At 66.7% G+C, this 17,198-nt stretch carries 12 protein-coding genes; 5 read left to right on the top strand and 7 right to left on the bottom strand.

The genetic code is table 11. The features are described from left to right. The 5 genes from IAE37_RS18670 to IAE37_RS18650 all read right to left on the bottom strand — a co-directional run bounded on the left by IAE37_RS18670 (position 1) and on the right by IAE37_RS18650 (position 6,379). Positions 1-1,146, bottom strand: a complete 1,146-nt coding sequence (locus IAE37_RS18670) for an HlyD family secretion protein (RefSeq protein WP_201175891.1) — start codon at positions 1,144-1,146, stop codon at positions 1-3. Further along, positions 1,143-2,792: an MFS transporter gene (locus IAE37_RS18665; RefSeq protein WP_201175889.1), complete on the bottom strand. Its 1,650-nt coding sequence runs from the start codon at positions 2,790-2,792 to the stop codon at positions 1,143-1,145. Before IAE37_RS18665 ends, IAE37_RS18670 begins: the two co-directional genes overlap by 4 nt. A 117-nt stretch (positions 2,793-2,909) precedes the next feature. Then, the gene (locus IAE37_RS18660; protein WP_201175887.1) at positions 2,910-3,947 is read right to left on the bottom strand and encodes an AraC family transcriptional regulator ligand-binding domain-containing protein; all 1,038 of its coding nucleotides are present in this window, start codon (positions 3,945-3,947) and stop codon (positions 2,910-2,912) included. Next, positions 3,944-4,864 (bottom strand): GGDEF domain-containing protein, encoded by a 921-nt coding sequence (locus IAE37_RS18655; RefSeq protein ID WP_201175886.1) that lies wholly within the window; start codon positions 4,862-4,864, stop codon positions 3,944-3,946. The genes IAE37_RS18660 and IAE37_RS18655 overlap by 4 nt, the downstream gene beginning before the upstream one ends. Positions 4,865-4,975: 111 nt before the next feature. Continuing rightward, the gene (locus IAE37_RS18650; protein WP_201175884.1) at positions 4,976-6,379 is read right to left on the bottom strand and encodes a purple acid phosphatase family protein; all 1,404 of its coding nucleotides are present in this window, start codon (positions 6,377-6,379) and stop codon (positions 4,976-4,978) included. A gap of 405 nt (positions 6,380-6,784) precedes the next feature. Here IAE37_RS18650 and IAE37_RS18645 point away from each other — a divergent pair, with 405 nt between their 5' ends. The 5 genes from IAE37_RS18645 to IAE37_RS18625 all read left to right on the top strand — a co-directional run bounded on the left by IAE37_RS18645 (position 6,785) and on the right by IAE37_RS18625 (position 13,228). Further along, positions 6,785-9,253: a TonB-dependent receptor gene (locus IAE37_RS18645; RefSeq protein ID WP_201175882.1), complete on the top strand. Its 2,469-nt coding sequence runs from the start codon at positions 6,785-6,787 to the stop codon at positions 9,251-9,253. 29 nt (positions 9,254-9,282) lie between these two features. Then, complete coding sequence (locus IAE37_RS18640; protein WP_201175880.1) at positions 9,283-11,175, top strand: phytase; 1,893 nt, start codon at positions 9,283-9,285, stop codon at positions 11,173-11,175. A gap of 96 nt (positions 11,176-11,271) precedes the next feature. Continuing rightward, on the top strand, positions 11,272-11,982 hold the full coding sequence (gene tolQ / locus IAE37_RS18635) for a protein TolQ (RefSeq protein WP_201175878.1): 711 nt from the start codon (positions 11,272-11,274) through the stop codon (positions 11,980-11,982). 11 nt (positions 11,983-11,993) lie between these two features. Continuing rightward, positions 11,994-12,437, top strand: a complete 444-nt coding sequence (gene tolR, locus IAE37_RS18630; RefSeq protein ID WP_201175876.1) for a protein TolR — start codon at positions 11,994-11,996, stop codon at positions 12,435-12,437. 2 nt (positions 12,438-12,439) lie between these two features. After that, a complete protein-coding gene (locus IAE37_RS18625; protein ID WP_201175874.1) occupies positions 12,440-13,228 on the top strand; it encodes a TonB family protein in 789 nt (262 codons plus the stop codon). A 6-nt stretch (positions 13,229-13,234) separates the two neighbouring features. On the opposite strand, the gene IAE37_RS18620 is transcribed toward IAE37_RS18625, so the two are convergent. Then, on the bottom strand, positions 13,235-15,148 hold the full coding sequence (locus IAE37_RS18620) for a hypothetical protein (protein ID WP_201175872.1): 1,914 nt from the start codon (positions 15,146-15,148) through the stop codon (positions 13,235-13,237). A gap of 200 nt (positions 15,149-15,348) precedes the next feature. Next, positions 15,349-17,106: an L-lactate permease gene (locus IAE37_RS18615; protein ID WP_201175871.1), complete on the bottom strand. Its 1,758-nt coding sequence runs from the start codon at positions 17,104-17,106 to the stop codon at positions 15,349-15,351. Positions 17,107-17,198: the final 92 nt, after the last annotated feature.

The following is a 17,198-nucleotide window of genomic DNA, read 5'->3' as shown; positions in this document are numbered from 1 at the left end:
TCATGGCTGCGAGTCCGGTTGCACGTGGGTATCGATGCTCACCACCACCGACATGCCCGGGCGCAGGTGGCGGGCGTCGGGCTGGTCGGCGTCGACGGTGATACGCACCGGGATGCGCTGGGCGATCTTGACGAAGTTGCCGGTGGCGTTGTCCGACTGCAACAGGGCGAACTCCGAACCGGTGGCGGGCGAGATCTGCTGCACGTGGCCGTGCAGCTTCAAGTGGTTGAGCGCATCCACGCTGAATGTCACCGGTTGGCCGATGCGCACGTTGGCCATCTGGGTTTCCTTCATGTTGGCGATCACCCACAGGGTGTCGGGCACCAGCGCCATCAACTGTGCGCCGATGTTGACGTAGGCACCCAGGCGGGTGCCGATCTGGCCGAGCTGGCCGTCGCGCGGGGCAGTGACCCGGGTGTTGTCCAGGTCGATGCGGGCCAGCTCCACCGCAGCCTTGGCATTCTCCACTGCCGCTTCCAGGGAGGCGCGGTTGACCACCACGGTCTCGCGGTCCTGGCGGGCGATCTCCAATGCCGCCTTGGCCTGGGCCAGGCTGGCCACGGCGGCCGCCTGGTTGGCGCGGCTCAGGTCGAGCTCGCTGCGCGAGATCGAGCCATCGGTGACCAGCGCCTGGCTGCGGCGCAGGTCGGCAGTGGCCTTGTTGGCCTGGGCCGCGGCATTGTCGATGGCCGCGCGGCGCTGGGCGATGGTGGCGTCGGCGCTGTTGCGTTGCTGCAGGTTGTTGGCCAGCGCCGCCTGCTGCTGTTGCAACTGGGCGATGGCTTGGGCCAGGCGCTGCTTGTAGATACGGTCGTCCAGTTGCACCAGCAGGTCGCCGGCCTTGACGAACTGGAAGTCGTGCACCGGGACGTCGACGATGTAGCCGGCCAGTTGCGGCCCGATGATCGTCACCTGGCCGCGCACCAGAGCGTTCTCGGTGCTCTCGATGGCACTGCTGAACGGCGGCAGGCGCCAGGCGTAGAGCACCACAAGGATGCCGATCACGGCCACGGCGGCGAAGCTCAGCGAAGACAGGATGCGTTTCCGTCGTGAACGGGGCGATGGGCCGGGCTGACTGGGTACGGGGCTGCCCTCGGGGGTGTCGGCGATGGCGTTGGTGGTCGTGGTGCGGTTTTCTTCGGTCATCGGGTGGCAGCGCCGCTGGTGGTGTCGGAAGAGGCAGCCTGGCGGGCCGAATACCATAGCCAGGTGCCGCGAAGGAAGATCCAGATCATGGTGAGCACGGCGATGCTGCCGATCAACATGAACACATCGTTGTAGGCCAGCACGTTGGCCTCGCGGGTGGCCGCGGTGGCCAGCAGGCGGGTGCCGGCCTCGCTGCGCAGAGCCGGGTCGGCAAGGATGCCGGCGTAGCTCGCGCCGCCGCTTTGCACACGGGCACTGACCAATGGCTCGAGGTAGGTCAGTTGTTCGGTCAGGTGGCTGGAGTGGAATTTCTCTCGCCAGGTCTGGAAGGTGCCGAGCAAGGCCGCGCCGATCAGGCCGCCGAGGTTGTTGCAGATACCGAACAGCACCGAAAAGCTCACCAGGTTGCGCGGGTTTGTGCGCACGTGGCTGATGCCCAGCACCATCGACGGGCCGAGGAAGAAGGTGCTGCCGAAGGCCAGCAGGAACTGGCTCAGGTACATCTGCTCGGGCCGGGTCAAGTTGCTCGAGCTGCTGTCCATGAAGGCGCCGGTGGCCATGGCCAGCAGCGAGAACGCCAGCGGCATCATCAGGTGTTGGGGGCTGATGGTCAGCGCGCTGGTGGCAAGGCCGGCCACCGCGCCCAGCAGCATCACCGCATACAGTGAGCGCATCTGTTCGCTGCCCATGTTCAGGGCCTGCAGGAAGCCCACCGCACCGGTCGATTGCTCGGAAGTGACCATGCGGATCAACACCACGCACAGGGCCAGGCGCAGTACGGCGCCGCTGCCGAGCCAGTGGGTCATCAACAATGGGTTCTGGCGGTTGTGCTCGATGGCCAGACCGCAGAGCAGCAGGGCGATGGCCGACGCCAGGGCGATGCCGATCCAGGGCGCCTCCAGCCACCAGTCGATGCGCCCCAGCGACAGTACCGCGCACAACAGGGCGGTGCCGCCGGCGATCAGGGTGAAGGTGAGGAAGTCCAGGCGCTCGAAGGTCTTGTAGCGGTCGCCTGGCGGTAATTTGAGCAGCAGCACGCAGCCCAGCGCCGTCAGGGCCAGGCCCAGTTCGAACAGGTAAAGGCCGCGCCACTCGGCGATCAGCAGCAGGTCTTCGGAGAAGATCCGCGCCAGCGGCAGGGCCAGCTGCGAGGCGCCCAGGCCCAGGACCACGGCCTTGATCCGCCAGCGTTCGGGAAAGGCCTGGATCATGTAGTACAGGCCCAGCGAACTCAGTGCCGCGCCGACCATGCCATGGGCGGCGCGCACGGCGATGGCCGAGTTGAGGTCGTTGACGAACAGGTGGGCGAAGGTGACCAGGGCATACAGCACCAGGAACACTTCGGTGAAGGCGCGCAGGCCGAACTGCTGGCGAAATTTCACCAGCAGCAGGTTGATCGATACGTTGGTCATCACGTAGGCGGCGGGTAGCCAGGCCATTTCTGCGCTGGTGGCTCCGAGCGCGCCTTGCAGGAACACCAGGTTGGCGGTGACCAGGGCGTTGCCCAGCCCGCCGGTGATCGCCACCAGTAGCCCGACCACGCCGAAGGCCAGGCGCTTGGCCGTGCTGTGCAGGGGCGTCGAAGGTGAGCCGGGGAGGCTGGGTTTCTCGTGGGGGAGCCACTGTCGTGGGGTGTATTTGTCCATACAGCGAACTTTATCCGAGCGACGCGTGCCTGCCTATGGGCTGTGTAGGAGCGGCCTCGTGCCGCGATGGGGCGCGCAGCGGCCCCGGTGGTTTCGGATCAATTTTCAGGTCCAGGGTCAGCGTTGTTCCAAGGGGGCGTGCCATAGTAGCCCGAGCTCGCTGGGCACCCGCCCGGTCCAGCGCTTGAACGAGCGCCGGAAGTTGGTGTTGTCGTTGAAGCCCAGGTATTGCGCCACCTCGTCGTTGCCGTAGCCCTTGATCTGATACAGGTACAACGCCAGGTCCCGTCGCACCAGATCCAGCTGCTCCTGGAAATGCGTGCCATGCCGGGCCAGCCGCCGCTTGAACGACGCCGGGCTGGTGCCGAACGCTGCGGCCACGCGTTCCAGGTTCAGTGGCTGGCGAATCGAGCCGAGCAGGTGTTCGTGCACACGGTCGAGCAAGCTGCTGTGCCAACCCCAGGCCGCCAGCTGCGCTTCGCAGGCCTGTCTGGCCACTTGCTGGGCGGTGGAACCTGCACCTGGCCAGGCTTGCAACAGGTATTCACGCGGCAGGCTCATCACCGTCGAAGGGCAGCCGAAGCTCAGCGCATCGCCCAGATGCACCCAGTACTGCTCCACATAGGCCGGTTCGGCATGGGCGAACTGGAAGCGCCAAGGCAGTTGCGCCTGCTGTTGGCGCCGGGCCAGGGCGACCACCGCGGTCATGCTGGCTTCGAGCAGGAACACGCGGTGCTCGTCGACTGCGCAGCTCTCTCGCCAATGCAGGTGCAGGTAGCGCTCGTCCAAGTGCAGCACCGGTGTCAACAGCGGTGACAGCAATGCCCGGTACTGGCTGATCCGCTCCAGGGCCTGCAGCAGGTGATCGGCCTGTTCCAGTAACAGGCTGGCCGAGCCGTAGTGCCCGGGCCAAAGGCGCTGGCCATAGAGAAAGCTGCTGTCGGTGGCGTCCAGCAGGCGCTGGGCGTTGCCGATAAGGCGCAGGAACTGCTGCGGGCTGATCAGCGAGTGGCCGGTGATGATGTCGTCGTAGAACAGCTCGCAGCCGCGCAGCAGGTGGTGCGTGTCGATGCCCCGCGAGCGTGCCAGGTCGATGAGTACCGCCGGCAAGTGATGGGCGGCGATGAAGCGGCTGTCGCATTCGTAGCCGTTCATGCGCTGCGTACCTCGCGTGGCTTGGCCCGGCTCAGGGCCAGGTTGAGGCGCTTGAGCAGTTGTGCTTCGTCTTCGTCCAGGGCCATCACGCTAGCCACCGTGGCCGTCAACTGTAGACGCTCGCCGTGGCGGCGGCTGTGGTGGGCGAGGTGGGCGATGCTCAGGCGCAGGGCTTCGGCCATGGCCTGGGCCTGGCGTTCGCCGGTGCTCGGCAGCACCGCGACGAAGCGGTCGCCCGCCAGGCGACAGAGCATGTCCTGCTGGCGCAGGTTGAGCAGGAGCAACTGGGCGACCACCTGCAGCACCTGGTCGCCCTCGTCCTGGCCGTAGCGCTGGTTGACCTGGCTGAAGTTGTCGAGGTCGATCGCCACCAGCGACAGGGGCTGGTGTTCGCCTGCCGCTTGCGCCAGGGCTTGCTGCAGGTGCTGGCGCAGGTACTGGGCGCCGGCCAGTGGGGTCAGCTTGTCGAACAGGCGGTGCTCGCGGAACAGTTGCTCGCGCTTGCGCATCTGCTCGGTGATGGCGCGTTGTTCCTGCTGCAAGTGGTACATGCCGAGTGTCAGCAGCAGCATGCCGATGGGCATCGGCGCCGTCTCCAGCCAGTTGTCCCAGACCGCATCGGGGGCCAGGCGGATGAATTCGTCGAGGGTGTCCATCCACATCGAGAAGGCGATGCAGCACAGCCCCAGCGATAGCAGGCGTGTGACCCGCCCGGCCGGGCGGCCGCGCAGCAGCATCACCAGCCAGCCGCAGAGGATCAGGCAGGTGCCGCCTTCGCCCGCCACGTCCATCCAGTTGATTTCGGCCCAGGCCTTGATGGTCCCGGCCGCCAGGTAGATGAGCAGGCCACAGTTGGCAGCCAGGACCAGGCCGACCAGGGTCAGGCCGTGCTGTTTCAGAAGGGGGGCAAGGCGCATGTGCGGGAGAATCCTTCGTTGTTGTCGTCGAGTCCGGTCGTGGCAGGGCTGCCTGCGCAAGCACCGGAGGTGTGCGCAGCATGCCGGGCGTTTATCTCAATCCGATGACGTTCACTTGCCGCGCGTGGTGCAGGGCAGGCCGTCGGGCCCTGTGGCCTCGCGGCAGAAGCGCTCTTCGGCCAGCGCCAGTTTCGGCGCCTGGAGGAACTTGCGGCCCTCGGCGTCGCGCTGGATGTCGAAAGCGTCGTAGAGGCGGTCGTCGGCCGAGTAGGCGCGCACCCGCAGGCTGTCCTGCCCGACCTCGACGGTCTGGTACAGCTGGGTGTCTTCGGCGATGCGATCGGGCTGGCGATGTGCGCGGTCATTGAGGCCGTACATCTTCGAGCCGGTGACCGACACCATGTACACCGGGCCGATGGCGCGCTTGCCGCGTTGCGCCGCTTCGGTGGCGGCGCGACCCTCGGCGTGGGTCAAGCGGCTGTAGCAGTGGTCGTGGCCCTGCAGCACCAGGTCGACCTTGTAGCGCTCGAGCAGGGGTTGCCAGGCGGCCTTGAGTACCTCGGTGTCTTCTGGTCGGGCGCAGGTATAGACCGGTTGGTGCATCACCACGATGTTCCAGTGTGCCTTGCTGCTGGCGAGCGTCTGTTGCAGCCAGCGGGTTTGCGCTGGCAGGGTGCCGAGGTCGAGGGCCGAGGTGCCGTCGAGCACCACGAAGCGCACGTTCTGGTAGTCGCTGAAGTAGCTGGTGGCCTGGGCGCCGGGGGCGCCGTTGCGCGGCAGGGCGAACTGCGCCGGCACATGGGGGCTGAGGCTGCGGCTTTCGCTGCCGTCGGGGTTGAGTGTTTCGAGGTACTCGTGGTTGCCGAACGCCGGCAACTGCGGGATGGCCGCGTACGACCAACCGCCGGCCTGGTTCCACTCGCCCCATTCGTCATCGTGGGCGAGGTCGTCGCGCGAGGCCACCAGGTCGCCGGCGTGCACCACCAGCGCCGGGTGCGCCACGCTGCGCAAGGCCTGGCGGATGGTGCGCGAGGCGATGGCGAGGATGTCGTTCTGGGTATCGCCGAGGTAGACGAAGGTGAACGGCGCGAAGGTCGCCTTGGCCGTGCGGAACTGGTGCCACTCGCTCCAGCCGGCGCTGCCCTTGACCCGGTACACGTAGGCGGTATCGGGCTGCAGGTGCTCCAGGCGGACCTGGTGGTAGTAGGCGGGGCCGTTGTCGCTGTCCAGGCGCTGGGTGCTGCCGGCCACCTGGCTGGCCTTGGCGGCCAGCGACGGGCCAGCGAGGGCAGGGCCGAGTTCCAACACGGCGTCGGCCTGGGCCAGGTCGGTGCGGAAGCTGACCGCCATCTGCGTGGCGGCGTTCTGACCGGGAGTGAGCACGATTCGATCTGCCAGGCCCTTGGCGGCATAGGGCAGGCCCGCCGAACGTGGCAGTGGCTGGGCTTCGGGCTGCGCCGCAGCCAGGGGCAGGGCGGCGCAGAGCAGGGTGGCGAGCAGCAGGGGGCGATACATGGGGTTTCCTCGGTAGGCCCGAAAGGCGTGATGGGGCGCAAAGGAAACAAAGCCAGATGACGGTTCGGTGACTGGGTGGGGGGTCGATTCAGCTCAGGTGATTTTGAAAAAAAAATACCAATTTCCAGGCGCAACCATCCCCTGTAGGAGCGGGTTTACCCGCGAAAAAGCCAACGCGGTGGATGGCACCGGCGGAGCCGGTGTTCGCGGGTAAACCCGCTCCTACAGGGGCTGCGTCGCCGGGGTGGGTCAAATCAGCTCAAAAACCTCTGGAAACATCCTGAAACCGCCATTTTCAGGGCCTGCGGCGAACAACCTGTCACGCAACTGCCACACACAATTTCTAGCTTTCGCAGCCATTCCCGGAGTCACCGGGCCACTGCAAGCGAGGATTCCAAGGTGGCAATGCCGTTTCGTCACATCCGCAATGCCGGATTCAGGGTCAGCCTGCTGACCGTCGCCATTACCGCCGCTCCCGCCTGGGGCCAGGAAGAGGCGGTGGAGCGGGTCGAGGTGATCGGCCAGGCCGCCAGCATCGACAAGGCGCTGCAGGAGCAGAAACGCTCCGACAGTATCGAGAGCGTGGTGCATGCCGACGGCGTCGGCCAACTGCCCGATGACAACGCCGCCGAGGCACTGCAGCGGATTCCCGGGGTGTCGGTCGAGCGCGACCAGGGTGAAGGGCGTTTCGTCAGCGTGCGCGGCATCGCCCCGGACCTGAACAGCGTGACCATCAATGGCACCCTGGTGCCGGCCCCCGAGGGCGACCGCCGGGCGGTGGCCCTGGACGTGTTGCCGGCCGAGCTGGTGCAGTCGCTGTCGGTGGTCAAGAGCCTGACCCCGGACATGGACGCCAACTCTCTGGGCGGCACCATCGAGGTCGAGAGCCTTTCGGCGTTCGATCATGACGGGCTGTTCTACACCTTCAGCGGCGAAGCTAGCCACGACACCAACGTCGACCGCAACAGCCCGAAGTTCTCCGGCGCGGCCAGCAACCGCTTCAGCCTGGGCGACGGCATCGACAACTTCGGCGTGGCGGCGGCGTTCAGCTGGCAGAAGCGCAAGTTCGGTTCGGACAACGTCGAGACCGGCGGCAACTGGGACTTCGAAGACGGCGCCCGGCTCGAGGAGGTCGAAGCCCGCGACTACGAGATCACCCGCGAGCGCACCGGCCTGGGCCTGAACTTCGACTACCAGCCCGACGACTTCTCCAGCTACTACCTGCGCACCCTCTACAGCAAGTTCAAGGACACCGAGACGCGCAATGCCATGGGCCTGGAGTTCGCCGACCCGCAAGCCTCCGGCGCGCGTGGCGAGGCCGAAGGCTGGCGCGATATCAAGTCGCGCGAGGATACCCAGGAGATCCAGTCCTACGTGCTCGGCGGCGAACGCATCATCGACCAGTGGACCGTCAGTGCCCAGGCCGGCTACAGCCAGGCCACCGAACACGACCCGGGCGGCATCGCCGGTGCCAAGTTCGTCGGCGATTTCGACGATGTCGGCTTCGACGGCACCAGCAAGCCACGCCTCAGCGCAGGCAGCGGCTTCTACGACCCGGCGCGCTTCACCCTCGACGAGGTGGAATGGGAGAAAGTCGACGGCAAGGACCAGGAAAAGAACATCCGCCTGGACCTGGCCCGCGACTACGACTTCGCCGACGCGTCCCAGGTCAAGTTCGGTGGCAAGATCAGCCGCCGCGACAAGACCAGCGACACCGAAACCTGGGTCTATGACGACTTCGACGACATCAGCCTGGCCGACTACCAGAGCGGCAGTGTCGACTACGCCCTGGGCCATTTCGGCAATGGCATCAGTGCCAGTGCGATCAAGGGCCTGATCGGCAGCCTCGACAAGGCGGCGTTCTACGACGAGGAAGCCTCGCGCATCAATGACTTCGACATGAGCGAGGACATCAATGCCGCCTACCTGATGAACACCGTCGACATAGGCGACTGGCGCCTGATCGCCGGCCTGCGCTACGAGGGCACCGAGTTCTCGGCCAAGGGCACCGGGCTGCGCGACGGCGTCTATGAAGGCATCAGCAGCAACAACCGCTACGACCACTGGCTGCCTGGCCTGCACGCGCGCTATCAGTTGACCCCGTCGACCGCCATTCGCGCCGCCTGGACCAACACCGTGGTGCGCCCGACCTTCGGCCAGCTGGCGCCCGGTTTCGTCATCGACGACACCGACGCCGAGTTCGGCAACCCCGAGCTCAAGCCGCTGGAGTCGAGCAACGTGGATTTCGGTATCGAGCACTACATGGGCCGGGCCGGCGTGGCCTCGGCATTCCTTTTCTACAAGGACATCGACCACTTCATCTACAGCACCGACCTGGCAGGCAGCGGCCAATGGGTCGACTTCGACGAGGCGCTGACCTACGAGAACGGCGACGGCGCAAAGCTCTACGGCCTGGAACTGGCCTACTCGCAGAAGTTCGACTGGTTGCCAGCGCCCTGGAACGGTGTGCTGGTGGGCGCCAACCTCACCCTCAGCAAGTCCGACGCCACGCTCAAGGGCCCAGGGGGCAAGCGTGACATCGACCTGCCCAATCAGTCCGACACGGTCGGCAACTTCATGGTCGGCTGGGAAAACGACCGCTTCAACATGCGCCTGGCCGCCAACTACAAGTCCGGCTACCTGCTGGAGGTCGGCGCCATCGACGACAAGGCCCACGACCAGTACGTCGACGACTCGCTGCATGTCGACTTCAAGGCCGGCTACTTCATCACCCCCGAGCTGCAGGTGACCTTCGAGGCGCAGAACATCACCGACGAGTCCTACTACGTCTACACCGGCCACCACCGCTACAACGCCCAATACGAAGAGTACGGCCCGACCTACAAGCTCGGCCTGACCCTCACCCATTTCTGATCCATCGTCTTCAGGGATAACGCTTGACCATGCGTATGTTTACCTTGTCCATGCTGGGGCTGTGTATCGCCCTGGCGCAGAGTGGTGCCCAGGCGGCGCCGAGCCTGACCCTGCAACCAGGGCAGAGCGACAATCCCGCGGCCCAGTGGCTGGCGCCGCTGCCCTTCATGAAGCAGGCCGAGCGCGTGCAGCTGTCGGCCAAGGCGCTGCAACTGGTGGATGCCCAGGGCCGCGTGCTCAGCGAGCTGGCCGGGCGTTTCGAGGCGCTCGATCATCGGGCCGACGCCCGCGGGGTGTTGATCGCCACGCTCGACAAGCGTCGCCAGCAGGCGCTGCTGGCACGCCTGGACGCCGGTGGCCAATGGCGCGCGCCGCTGTACCTGCCGAAGACCCGCTACGCCATCGAGGGGCTGTGCCTGTACCGCGACAGCGCCCGTAACGATTTTCTGTTCCTGGTCGGCGAGGAGGGTGTCGGCGAGCAATGGCTGGTGGCCCAGGCCGGCCAGCCGTTGGCCGAGGCCCGCCAGGTGCGGGCGCTGAGCCTGCCGCCGCAAAGCGAGTACTGCCAGGTCGACGACAGCACCCACAGCCTGTACGTGAACGAAGAGAACGTCGGCCTGTGGCGCTACGAAGCCGGCTCCGAGGCGCCGCTGGTGCGCGAACCGGTGGACTTGCGCGCACCGTTCGGCGGCTTGGCCAAGGCCGCCGCCGGCATGGCCGTGGTGCCCGGTGGACTGCTGGCACTGGACCCTGGCGCAGGCGCCTTGCACCTGTATCAGCGCGACGACGGCCAATGGCAGCGAGCCGGCCAGTTGCCGCTGCCGGGCCTGGATGAACCCGAGCGGGTCAGTGCACGGGTGCGCGACAAGGGCCTGGACCTGCTGCTTGCCGATGACCAGGGCACCCACCGGGCACGCCTGGGCTGGCTGCCCAAGCCTGTAGCAAACGCCCAGGCGCCGGTGCAACTGAGCGCGCAGGTACAGACCGACGGCGTGCCGAGCCTGGGCGACGCGGCGGACGATCCGGCGATCTGGGTCAACCCCAGCGAACCGCAACGCAGCCGCGTGCTGGGCACCGACAAGAAAGGCGGCTTGCTCGCCTACGACCTGCAGGGCAAGCAGTTGCAAGACCTGCGCGTCGGCCGCCTGAACAACGTCGATGTACGCAGCGGCTTCCAGCTGGGCGAGCGCCAGGTCGACCTGGCGGTGGCCAGCAATCGCGACCACAACACCCTGCACTTGTTCGCCATCGACCCGGCCAGCGGCGACCTCAGCGACATTGGCCAGGTGCCGACACCGCTCGAGGCGATCTACGGCCTGTGCCTGTTCAAGGAAGCCACGGGGGCGATACACGTCATCGCCAACGACAAGGATGGACGCTTCGTGCAGTACCGCCTCGATGGCCGCACAGGCAAGGCCGCGGGTGAGTTGGTGCGCAGTTTCAGTACCCGCACCCAGTCCGAGGGCTGCGTGGCCGACGACCGCAACCAGCGCCTGTTCGTGGCCGAGGAAGACGTCGCGGTCTGGAGCCTGGACGCCCGCGCCGAGACGCCGGCACAGCTCGAGCAGGTGATCGCTGTCGGCGGGCCGGTCAAGGACGACATCGAGGGCCTGGCCCTGTACCACGGCGCCAAGCGCGATTACCTGGTGATCTCGAGCCAGGGCAACGACCGCTATGTCGTGGTCGAGGCCCAGGCACCGTACCGCCTGCGTGGCAGCTTCCAGGTGGGCCTGGATGCGGCGCGGGGCATTGACGGAGCCTCGGAGACCGATGGCCTGGACGTCACCTCGGCGAACCTCGGCGGGCAGTGGGCCCAGGGGATGCTAGTGGTCCAGGACGGGCGCAAGCGCCTGCCCGAGGGCAACCAGAACTACAAGTACGTGTCCTGGGCGGATATCGCCAAGGCGCTGAAGATCGACTGAGAGCCGCAAGAGAAAACCGGCGTTGTCATGCAGACGCAACCTCGCTGCCATTGACTATGGAACCCAATGGCGGCACCGACTAGAAGGACACTACCGATGCAAACTCAAACTCCGCTCGAACACACCACCGTCTGGGGCCTGGTCAGCGAGGCTAGCCTGGTGGTCCAGGCCGTGATGCTGTGCCTGGTACTGGCTTCGTTGATCAGCTGGTACCTGATCATCCAGCGCGGCACCGCGTTGCGCCGCACCGAAGCGCACAGCCGCGCCTTTCTGCGCCAGTTCCGCGGCAGTGAAGCCGCCCAGCTGTACCAGGACCTGAAAAGCCAGCCGGCACCGCCGCACGCCGGGCTGCAGCAGCTGTTCGTCGCCGGCTACCAGAGCTTCCAGCAACTGCAGCCGGGCCAGCAGGCGGACAGCGTGCTCGACGGCGTCGAGCGCAGCCTGCTGGTGGCCATCGCCGAGCAGGAAGAACGGCTGGAAAAAGGCCTGCCATTCCTCGCCACGGTGGGCTCGGTGAGCCCTTACATCGGCCTGTTCGGCACGGTGTGGGGGATCATGAACTCGTTCCTCGGCCTGTCCCAGGTGCAACAAGCGACCCTGTCCACCGTCGCCCCCGGCATCGCCGAAGCCTTGATCGCTACCGCCATCGGCCTGTTCGCGGCGATCCCGGCGGTGATGGCGTACAACCGGCTCTCCGCGCGCAGCCAGGCACTGTTGACCCGCTACTACGCCTTCGGCAACGAGCTGCAGGGCCGCCTGCAACGCCGTTTGCAGGGCGCCAACCCGGCGCTGGCCGCAGCCGCCTGAGGAGAACGCAGATGCTGGTCAAACCCGTCCGCAAGCACGGCCTCAAGGCCGAAATGAATGTAGTGCCGTACATCGACGTGATGCTGGTACTGCTGGTGATCTTCATGGTGACCGCGCCGATGCTGGTGCAGGGCGTGCAGATCGAGCTGCCCAAGGTGGCTGCCGAGGCGCTGCCCACGCCCAATCAGCAGCGCATCGTGACCCTGTCGGTCAAGGCCGATGGCAGCTACTACTGGAACCTCGGCAGTGAAGTGGACACCACGGCGCAGACCGACAGCGCCGTGGATACCGCACAGATGCGCGAGAAGATCGCCGCCATCGTCGCCGAGGACCCGCAGACCCAGGTGTACCTGCGCGCCGACCAGCACACCGACTACGCTGCGGTGGTCGCCGGGATTGCCGAGTTGCAGCGCGGTGGCGTCAGCCGCCTGGGCCTGATCACCGAGGCGCCCTGACCATGACCAGCCTGACCTTCGCACCCCCCCAGCTGCAACCGCGCTGGCCAGCCTGGCGCGAACACGGTGCCGCGCTGGGCACGGCGGTGGCCCTGCATGCCGGGCTAGCCTGCCTGTTGTTCAACCTGTCGCAGGCGCCAGTGTTGCCGCCGGCGCCGGCGGCGATCATCCAGACACAGCTGGTCGAGTTGCCCCGGCCGGCACCGATCCCGGTACCCGAGCCAGTCGCGGCGACGCCGCCAGCGCTCGCCGAGCCAACGCCCGTGGCCAAGCCCGCACCCGCGCCGCCGGTGGTCGACGAGGCCGCGTTGGCGCGCAAGCGGGTACAGCAGGAGCGGCGCGAGCAGCAACGGGTCGAGCAGGCGCAGCGGGAAGTCGAGCGTCGCGAACAACTGGCCCGGGACAAGCAACTGCAGGCCGAGGCCGAGCGGGCGCGCATGGAGCGGGAACGCCAGGCCCGTGACGCCGAAGCCGAACGTCAGGCTGCTGCGGCCCGAGCCCGCGCCGAGGCCGATGCGGCCAGCCGTCAGTATCTGCCGATCGCCAAGGAGACTCCCGATTACCCGCAACGGGCGCTGGATCGTCGCATCGAAGGCGAGTGCACCGTGGTCTATACGGTCGACGCCACTGGCCGGGTCAACGATCCCCAGGTAGTCGGCAACTGCCACCCGTTGTTCATCAAGCCTTCGCTGGCGGCGGCCAAGCGTTTCCGCTACCAGCCTCGCGTCGTCAACGGTCAGGCGGTGGCGGTGGCCAATGTGAAGAACATCTTCACCTACCGCATCCAGTAATCCGGCTCAGGGGGCCTGCCAGGTCAGGGCGAACAGGGTTTCACCCGGCAGCTCGAAGGCCACCCGGTCGCCGCTGCAGGTTGGCTGCATCGTGCGGCTGCGGCTGTCGGGGCCGAACAGGGCCAGTGCCGGGCAGGCTCCGGCGGTGCCGCTCAGGCTGACATGCTGCAGGCGCGTGCCCTTGTTCACCCCGAGGATGCTGCGTTGCTGCTGGCGAGCCATGGCCAGGGCGTCGACCTCGAAGGCGCTGTTGTCCAGGCGCTGCACCTGGTCCAGCCAGTGCGCTTGCATGAACTGCTGGGCCAGGCCAACAGGCTTGAGTTCGAAACGGTTGGGCGCGGGCATGCGGATCATGCCCTTGAGGTGGTGAGGGTCGTCGGCGGCCTGGAACCAGTTGAGCATGTCCAGCAAGCCGTCCTGCGCCGAGTTGATCGCCACCGAGGCCCACCACAGCGAGGCAAAGTGGGTTTCCTGGTCGTAGGGGCTGACACTGCCGCCGCTGGAGATGTTGGTCTGGTCGAGCAACAGGGCCTTGCGCGGCCGCCCATTGGCGTCCAGGCCGACCACCTCGGCGGCGCGCCGTACGCTGTCGCGGTACACCCGGGTGGCGAGCAGGTCGCGGATCATCCATTCATGCCAGGCCAGGGCGTCGATCTGCGGCCCGGACTCCTGCAGCATGCGTTTCGCCCAGTCGATGCCACGGCGTTGGGCGCCCTGCGCGGTGAACGGGCCATTGACGAAGCGCGAACTGGCTGGCATGGCGATGCGCACGCCGGCCTCGCGGGCGCCAGGGTAGGCGCGAACGCGCTGGTCCATGGCATCGAAAAAAGCCTTGTAGGTGGCGTAGTCGGGGTAGTTGTAGTTGGGCTCGTCGGCGAACGACAGGTAGTGAATCCCCTTGCCGCCCAGGGCCACGGTGCCGGCCAGCCAGGCATCCAGGCCCTTGAAGCTCTGCTGGTCGATGGCCAGGTCGGCCTTGCGACCGCTGGCCGCCAGCAGGGTGATGTTCTGGTCGATCTTGCCGCGCTCCTGGTAGAAGCGGCGGAACGCGTCCTCGTAGTGGGGCCGGGTGGCAAGGATGTCGACCGAGCTGTAGAAGCCGGCGGCCTTGGGTTGCAGGGCGTCGAGGGCGGCGTAGCTTTCTGGCGGCGGCAGCACGTAGGGCAGGGCGACGCCCAGGTGCGGGGTGGGGCCGAGCTGCTCGCCGTGCAAGGTCAGCTCGGTGCGGCCATCTTCCTGGCGCAGGGCCTGGAGGTGTTCCGGGCGCTGGGCGAACAGATTGGCGCTGCCGTCGAGCCAGAACGCCGCCTTGCCGCTGCCCAGCAGGCGCAGGCGCCAGGTCTGGTCCTGGGCCGAGACGGGGAGTTCGAGGCGGTCGAAGCGTGGATAGTCGGGGTAGGGCGTGAGCTTGAGCTCCAAGGCCTTGGCGTCGCCCAGGCGCTGCGCCTGCAGGGCGCGAACACCGCCGAAGTACTTGCCGCCGAGCACCGCATGTTCGCCAGCAGGAATCTTGAAATACAGCTCGACGTCGCGGCTGACTTCAGCGCTGAAATGCACCTTGGCCGGCTCGAACAGGGCCACGGTACTGTCGTCGTGCTCGAAGCGGTAGCGGCGGAAACTGTAGCCCGGCACCTCGACCCGGTAGCTGCTGCGGCTGGCGGGTAACGGCCAGTTCTGCAGGCCGTGGCCCTCGCTGGCGGGGATGAAGCGCTCGGCCCGCAACTGGCCCTGGCCGTCGAGCAGGTAGAGGTGCTCTTCGTTGGCGCTGGTCTGCCAGGCCGGTACCCAGGTGACATGCAGTGTGTCGGCGCGGCTGGGTTGCAGGTACAGGCTGCCATCGCGCACATCGCCCCAGCGCATCGGTGCCGCCTGGGCCAGGCTGGCGAAGGCGATCAGGGTCAGGGCAAAGGTCTGTCTCATAGGCTTTCGCTCGCGCACGCACACTGTGTTAATGGGCTGAAACAGCGCTATAGCCTAGTTGCCTGTTTGCTGCCGTGCTGGCGTATTTGTATCAACTTACTGTTTTCATATCGCACTTCGTGATGACGCCGATGGCCACCGCGCTGTGCTGCGCGGTGGCCATCGGCGCCTACCGGCTGGTCGAGGTGCCGGGGCACGGCTCAGCCGGCGCCGACCACCATCGACGTGAACGGCGCGACATAGGCTTGCAGGGTGACCAGGGCGCCGACCAGGATCGCCAGGATCACCGAATGGAAGAACACGTAGCGCAGGATCTCGCCCTCATGGCCGTACCAGCGCGTGGCGGTGGAGGCGACGACGATGGACTGGGCATCGACCATCTTGCCCATCACGCCACCGGAGCTGTTGGCCGCGGCCATCAGGATCGGGCTTAGCCCCAGCTGCTCGGCGGTGACCCGTTGCAGGCCACCGAACAGCACGTTGGAGGCGGTGTCCGAGCCGGTCAGGGCCACGCCCAGCCAGCCGAGCAGGGTGCCGAACATGGGGTAGAAGATGCCGGTGGCGGCGAACGCCAGGCCCATGGTCGCATCCAGCCCGGAGTAACGGGTGAGGAAGCCCAGCGCGAGCATGGCGACGATGGTGATCAGCGAGTAGCGCACCACCCACAGCGTGCGCAAATACTGGCGCGCCAGCCCAAGCGGCGAATAGCCCATCAGCAGTCCGCCGAGGATCGCCGCGAGGAAGATGCCGCTGCCCGTGGCGGTGAACCAGGTGAACTTGTACTGGGCATCTTCCTTCTTCGGCGTGGCCACCACCGGTGGCATTTTCTCGATCTGCTGGTGGATCGCGTCGAAGGTGAACACCGGGGCGAACACCGGGTTGGCTTCACGCAGCGGCTTGCCCTGCGGGTCGAGCATCGCCGCGCCGCTGGTGGGGTCGAGCTGCGGGCGGGTGTCGAACAGGTTCTTGAAGCTGGCGGTGCCCCAGGCGAAGACGAACACGGTAAGGATGATCCACGGCATCCAGGCCTTGAGCACGCTGCGCTGGTCGCTCTGGGCAAAGACCGCCGCGCCGCCGGGGCCGTCGTCGGCCTCGACCTTGGAGTTGTCGACGCGTCCGGTCAGCGCTGCCGAGGTGTGCACCGTGGCCGGTTTCCACACGCGCAGGAAGGCAGTCAGGCAGGCCATGGAGATCAGCGCGGCGATGACGTCCACCAGCATCGGCCCGTGGAAGTTGGAGACCAGGAACTGGGGTACCGCGAAGCTGACTCCGGCGACCAGGATCGCCGGCCACACTTCGAGCATCTTGCGCCACCCGGCGAACGCCCAGATCAGCCAGAACGGCACGATGACCGAGAAGAACGGCAGTTGCCGGCCGACCATCGCCGACAGTTCCATTTCGTCCAGGCCGGTGACCTTGGCCAAGGTGATGATCGGCGTGCCCAGCGCGCCGAAGGCCACCGGCGCGGTATTGGCGATCAGCGCCAGGCCTGAGGCCGCCAGTGGCGAGAAGCCCAGGCCGATGAGGATCGCGCCGGTTACCGCCACCGGCGTGCCGAAGCCCGCTGCGCCCTCGAAGAAGGCACCGAAGCAGAAGGCGATCAGCAACAACTGCAGGCGGCGATCGTCGGTAATGCGCGCCAGGGAGCCCTGGAGCACCTTGAACGAGCCGTTCTCGGTGGTAAGGCGGTGCAGGAAGATGATGTTGAGCACGATCCAGCCGATCGGCAGCAGGCCGTTGGCCGCGCCGTAGAGCGCCGCCGAGCCGGCCATGTTGGCCGGCATGTCGAAGGCCAGGATCGAGATCACCAACGCCGAGCCCAGGGCTAGCAACGCGGCGATATGGGCTTTGATATGGAAGAAGGCCAACGCCGCGAGCATGACCACCACCGGGACGGCGGCCATGAGGGTGGAGAGCCAGGGGCTTGCGAACGGATCGTAGATTTGCTGCCAGACCATTTGCCACCTCGGTTGTTGTTATGTGAGGTTTCGCGATTTTTTTGGGCAGACGGCATGTGGGATGCCAGGGGGAGTATAGGAAGGATTTTTGC

This window comes from Pseudomonas sp. S31, from assembly GCF_016648105.1.
In the GTDB taxonomy this organism is placed as follows: domain Bacteria; phylum Pseudomonadota; class Gammaproteobacteria; order Pseudomonadales; family Pseudomonadaceae; genus Aquipseudomonas.
Note: the sequence above shows the minus strand (reverse complement) of the source record. Positions and strands in the feature narration are given on the sequence as shown.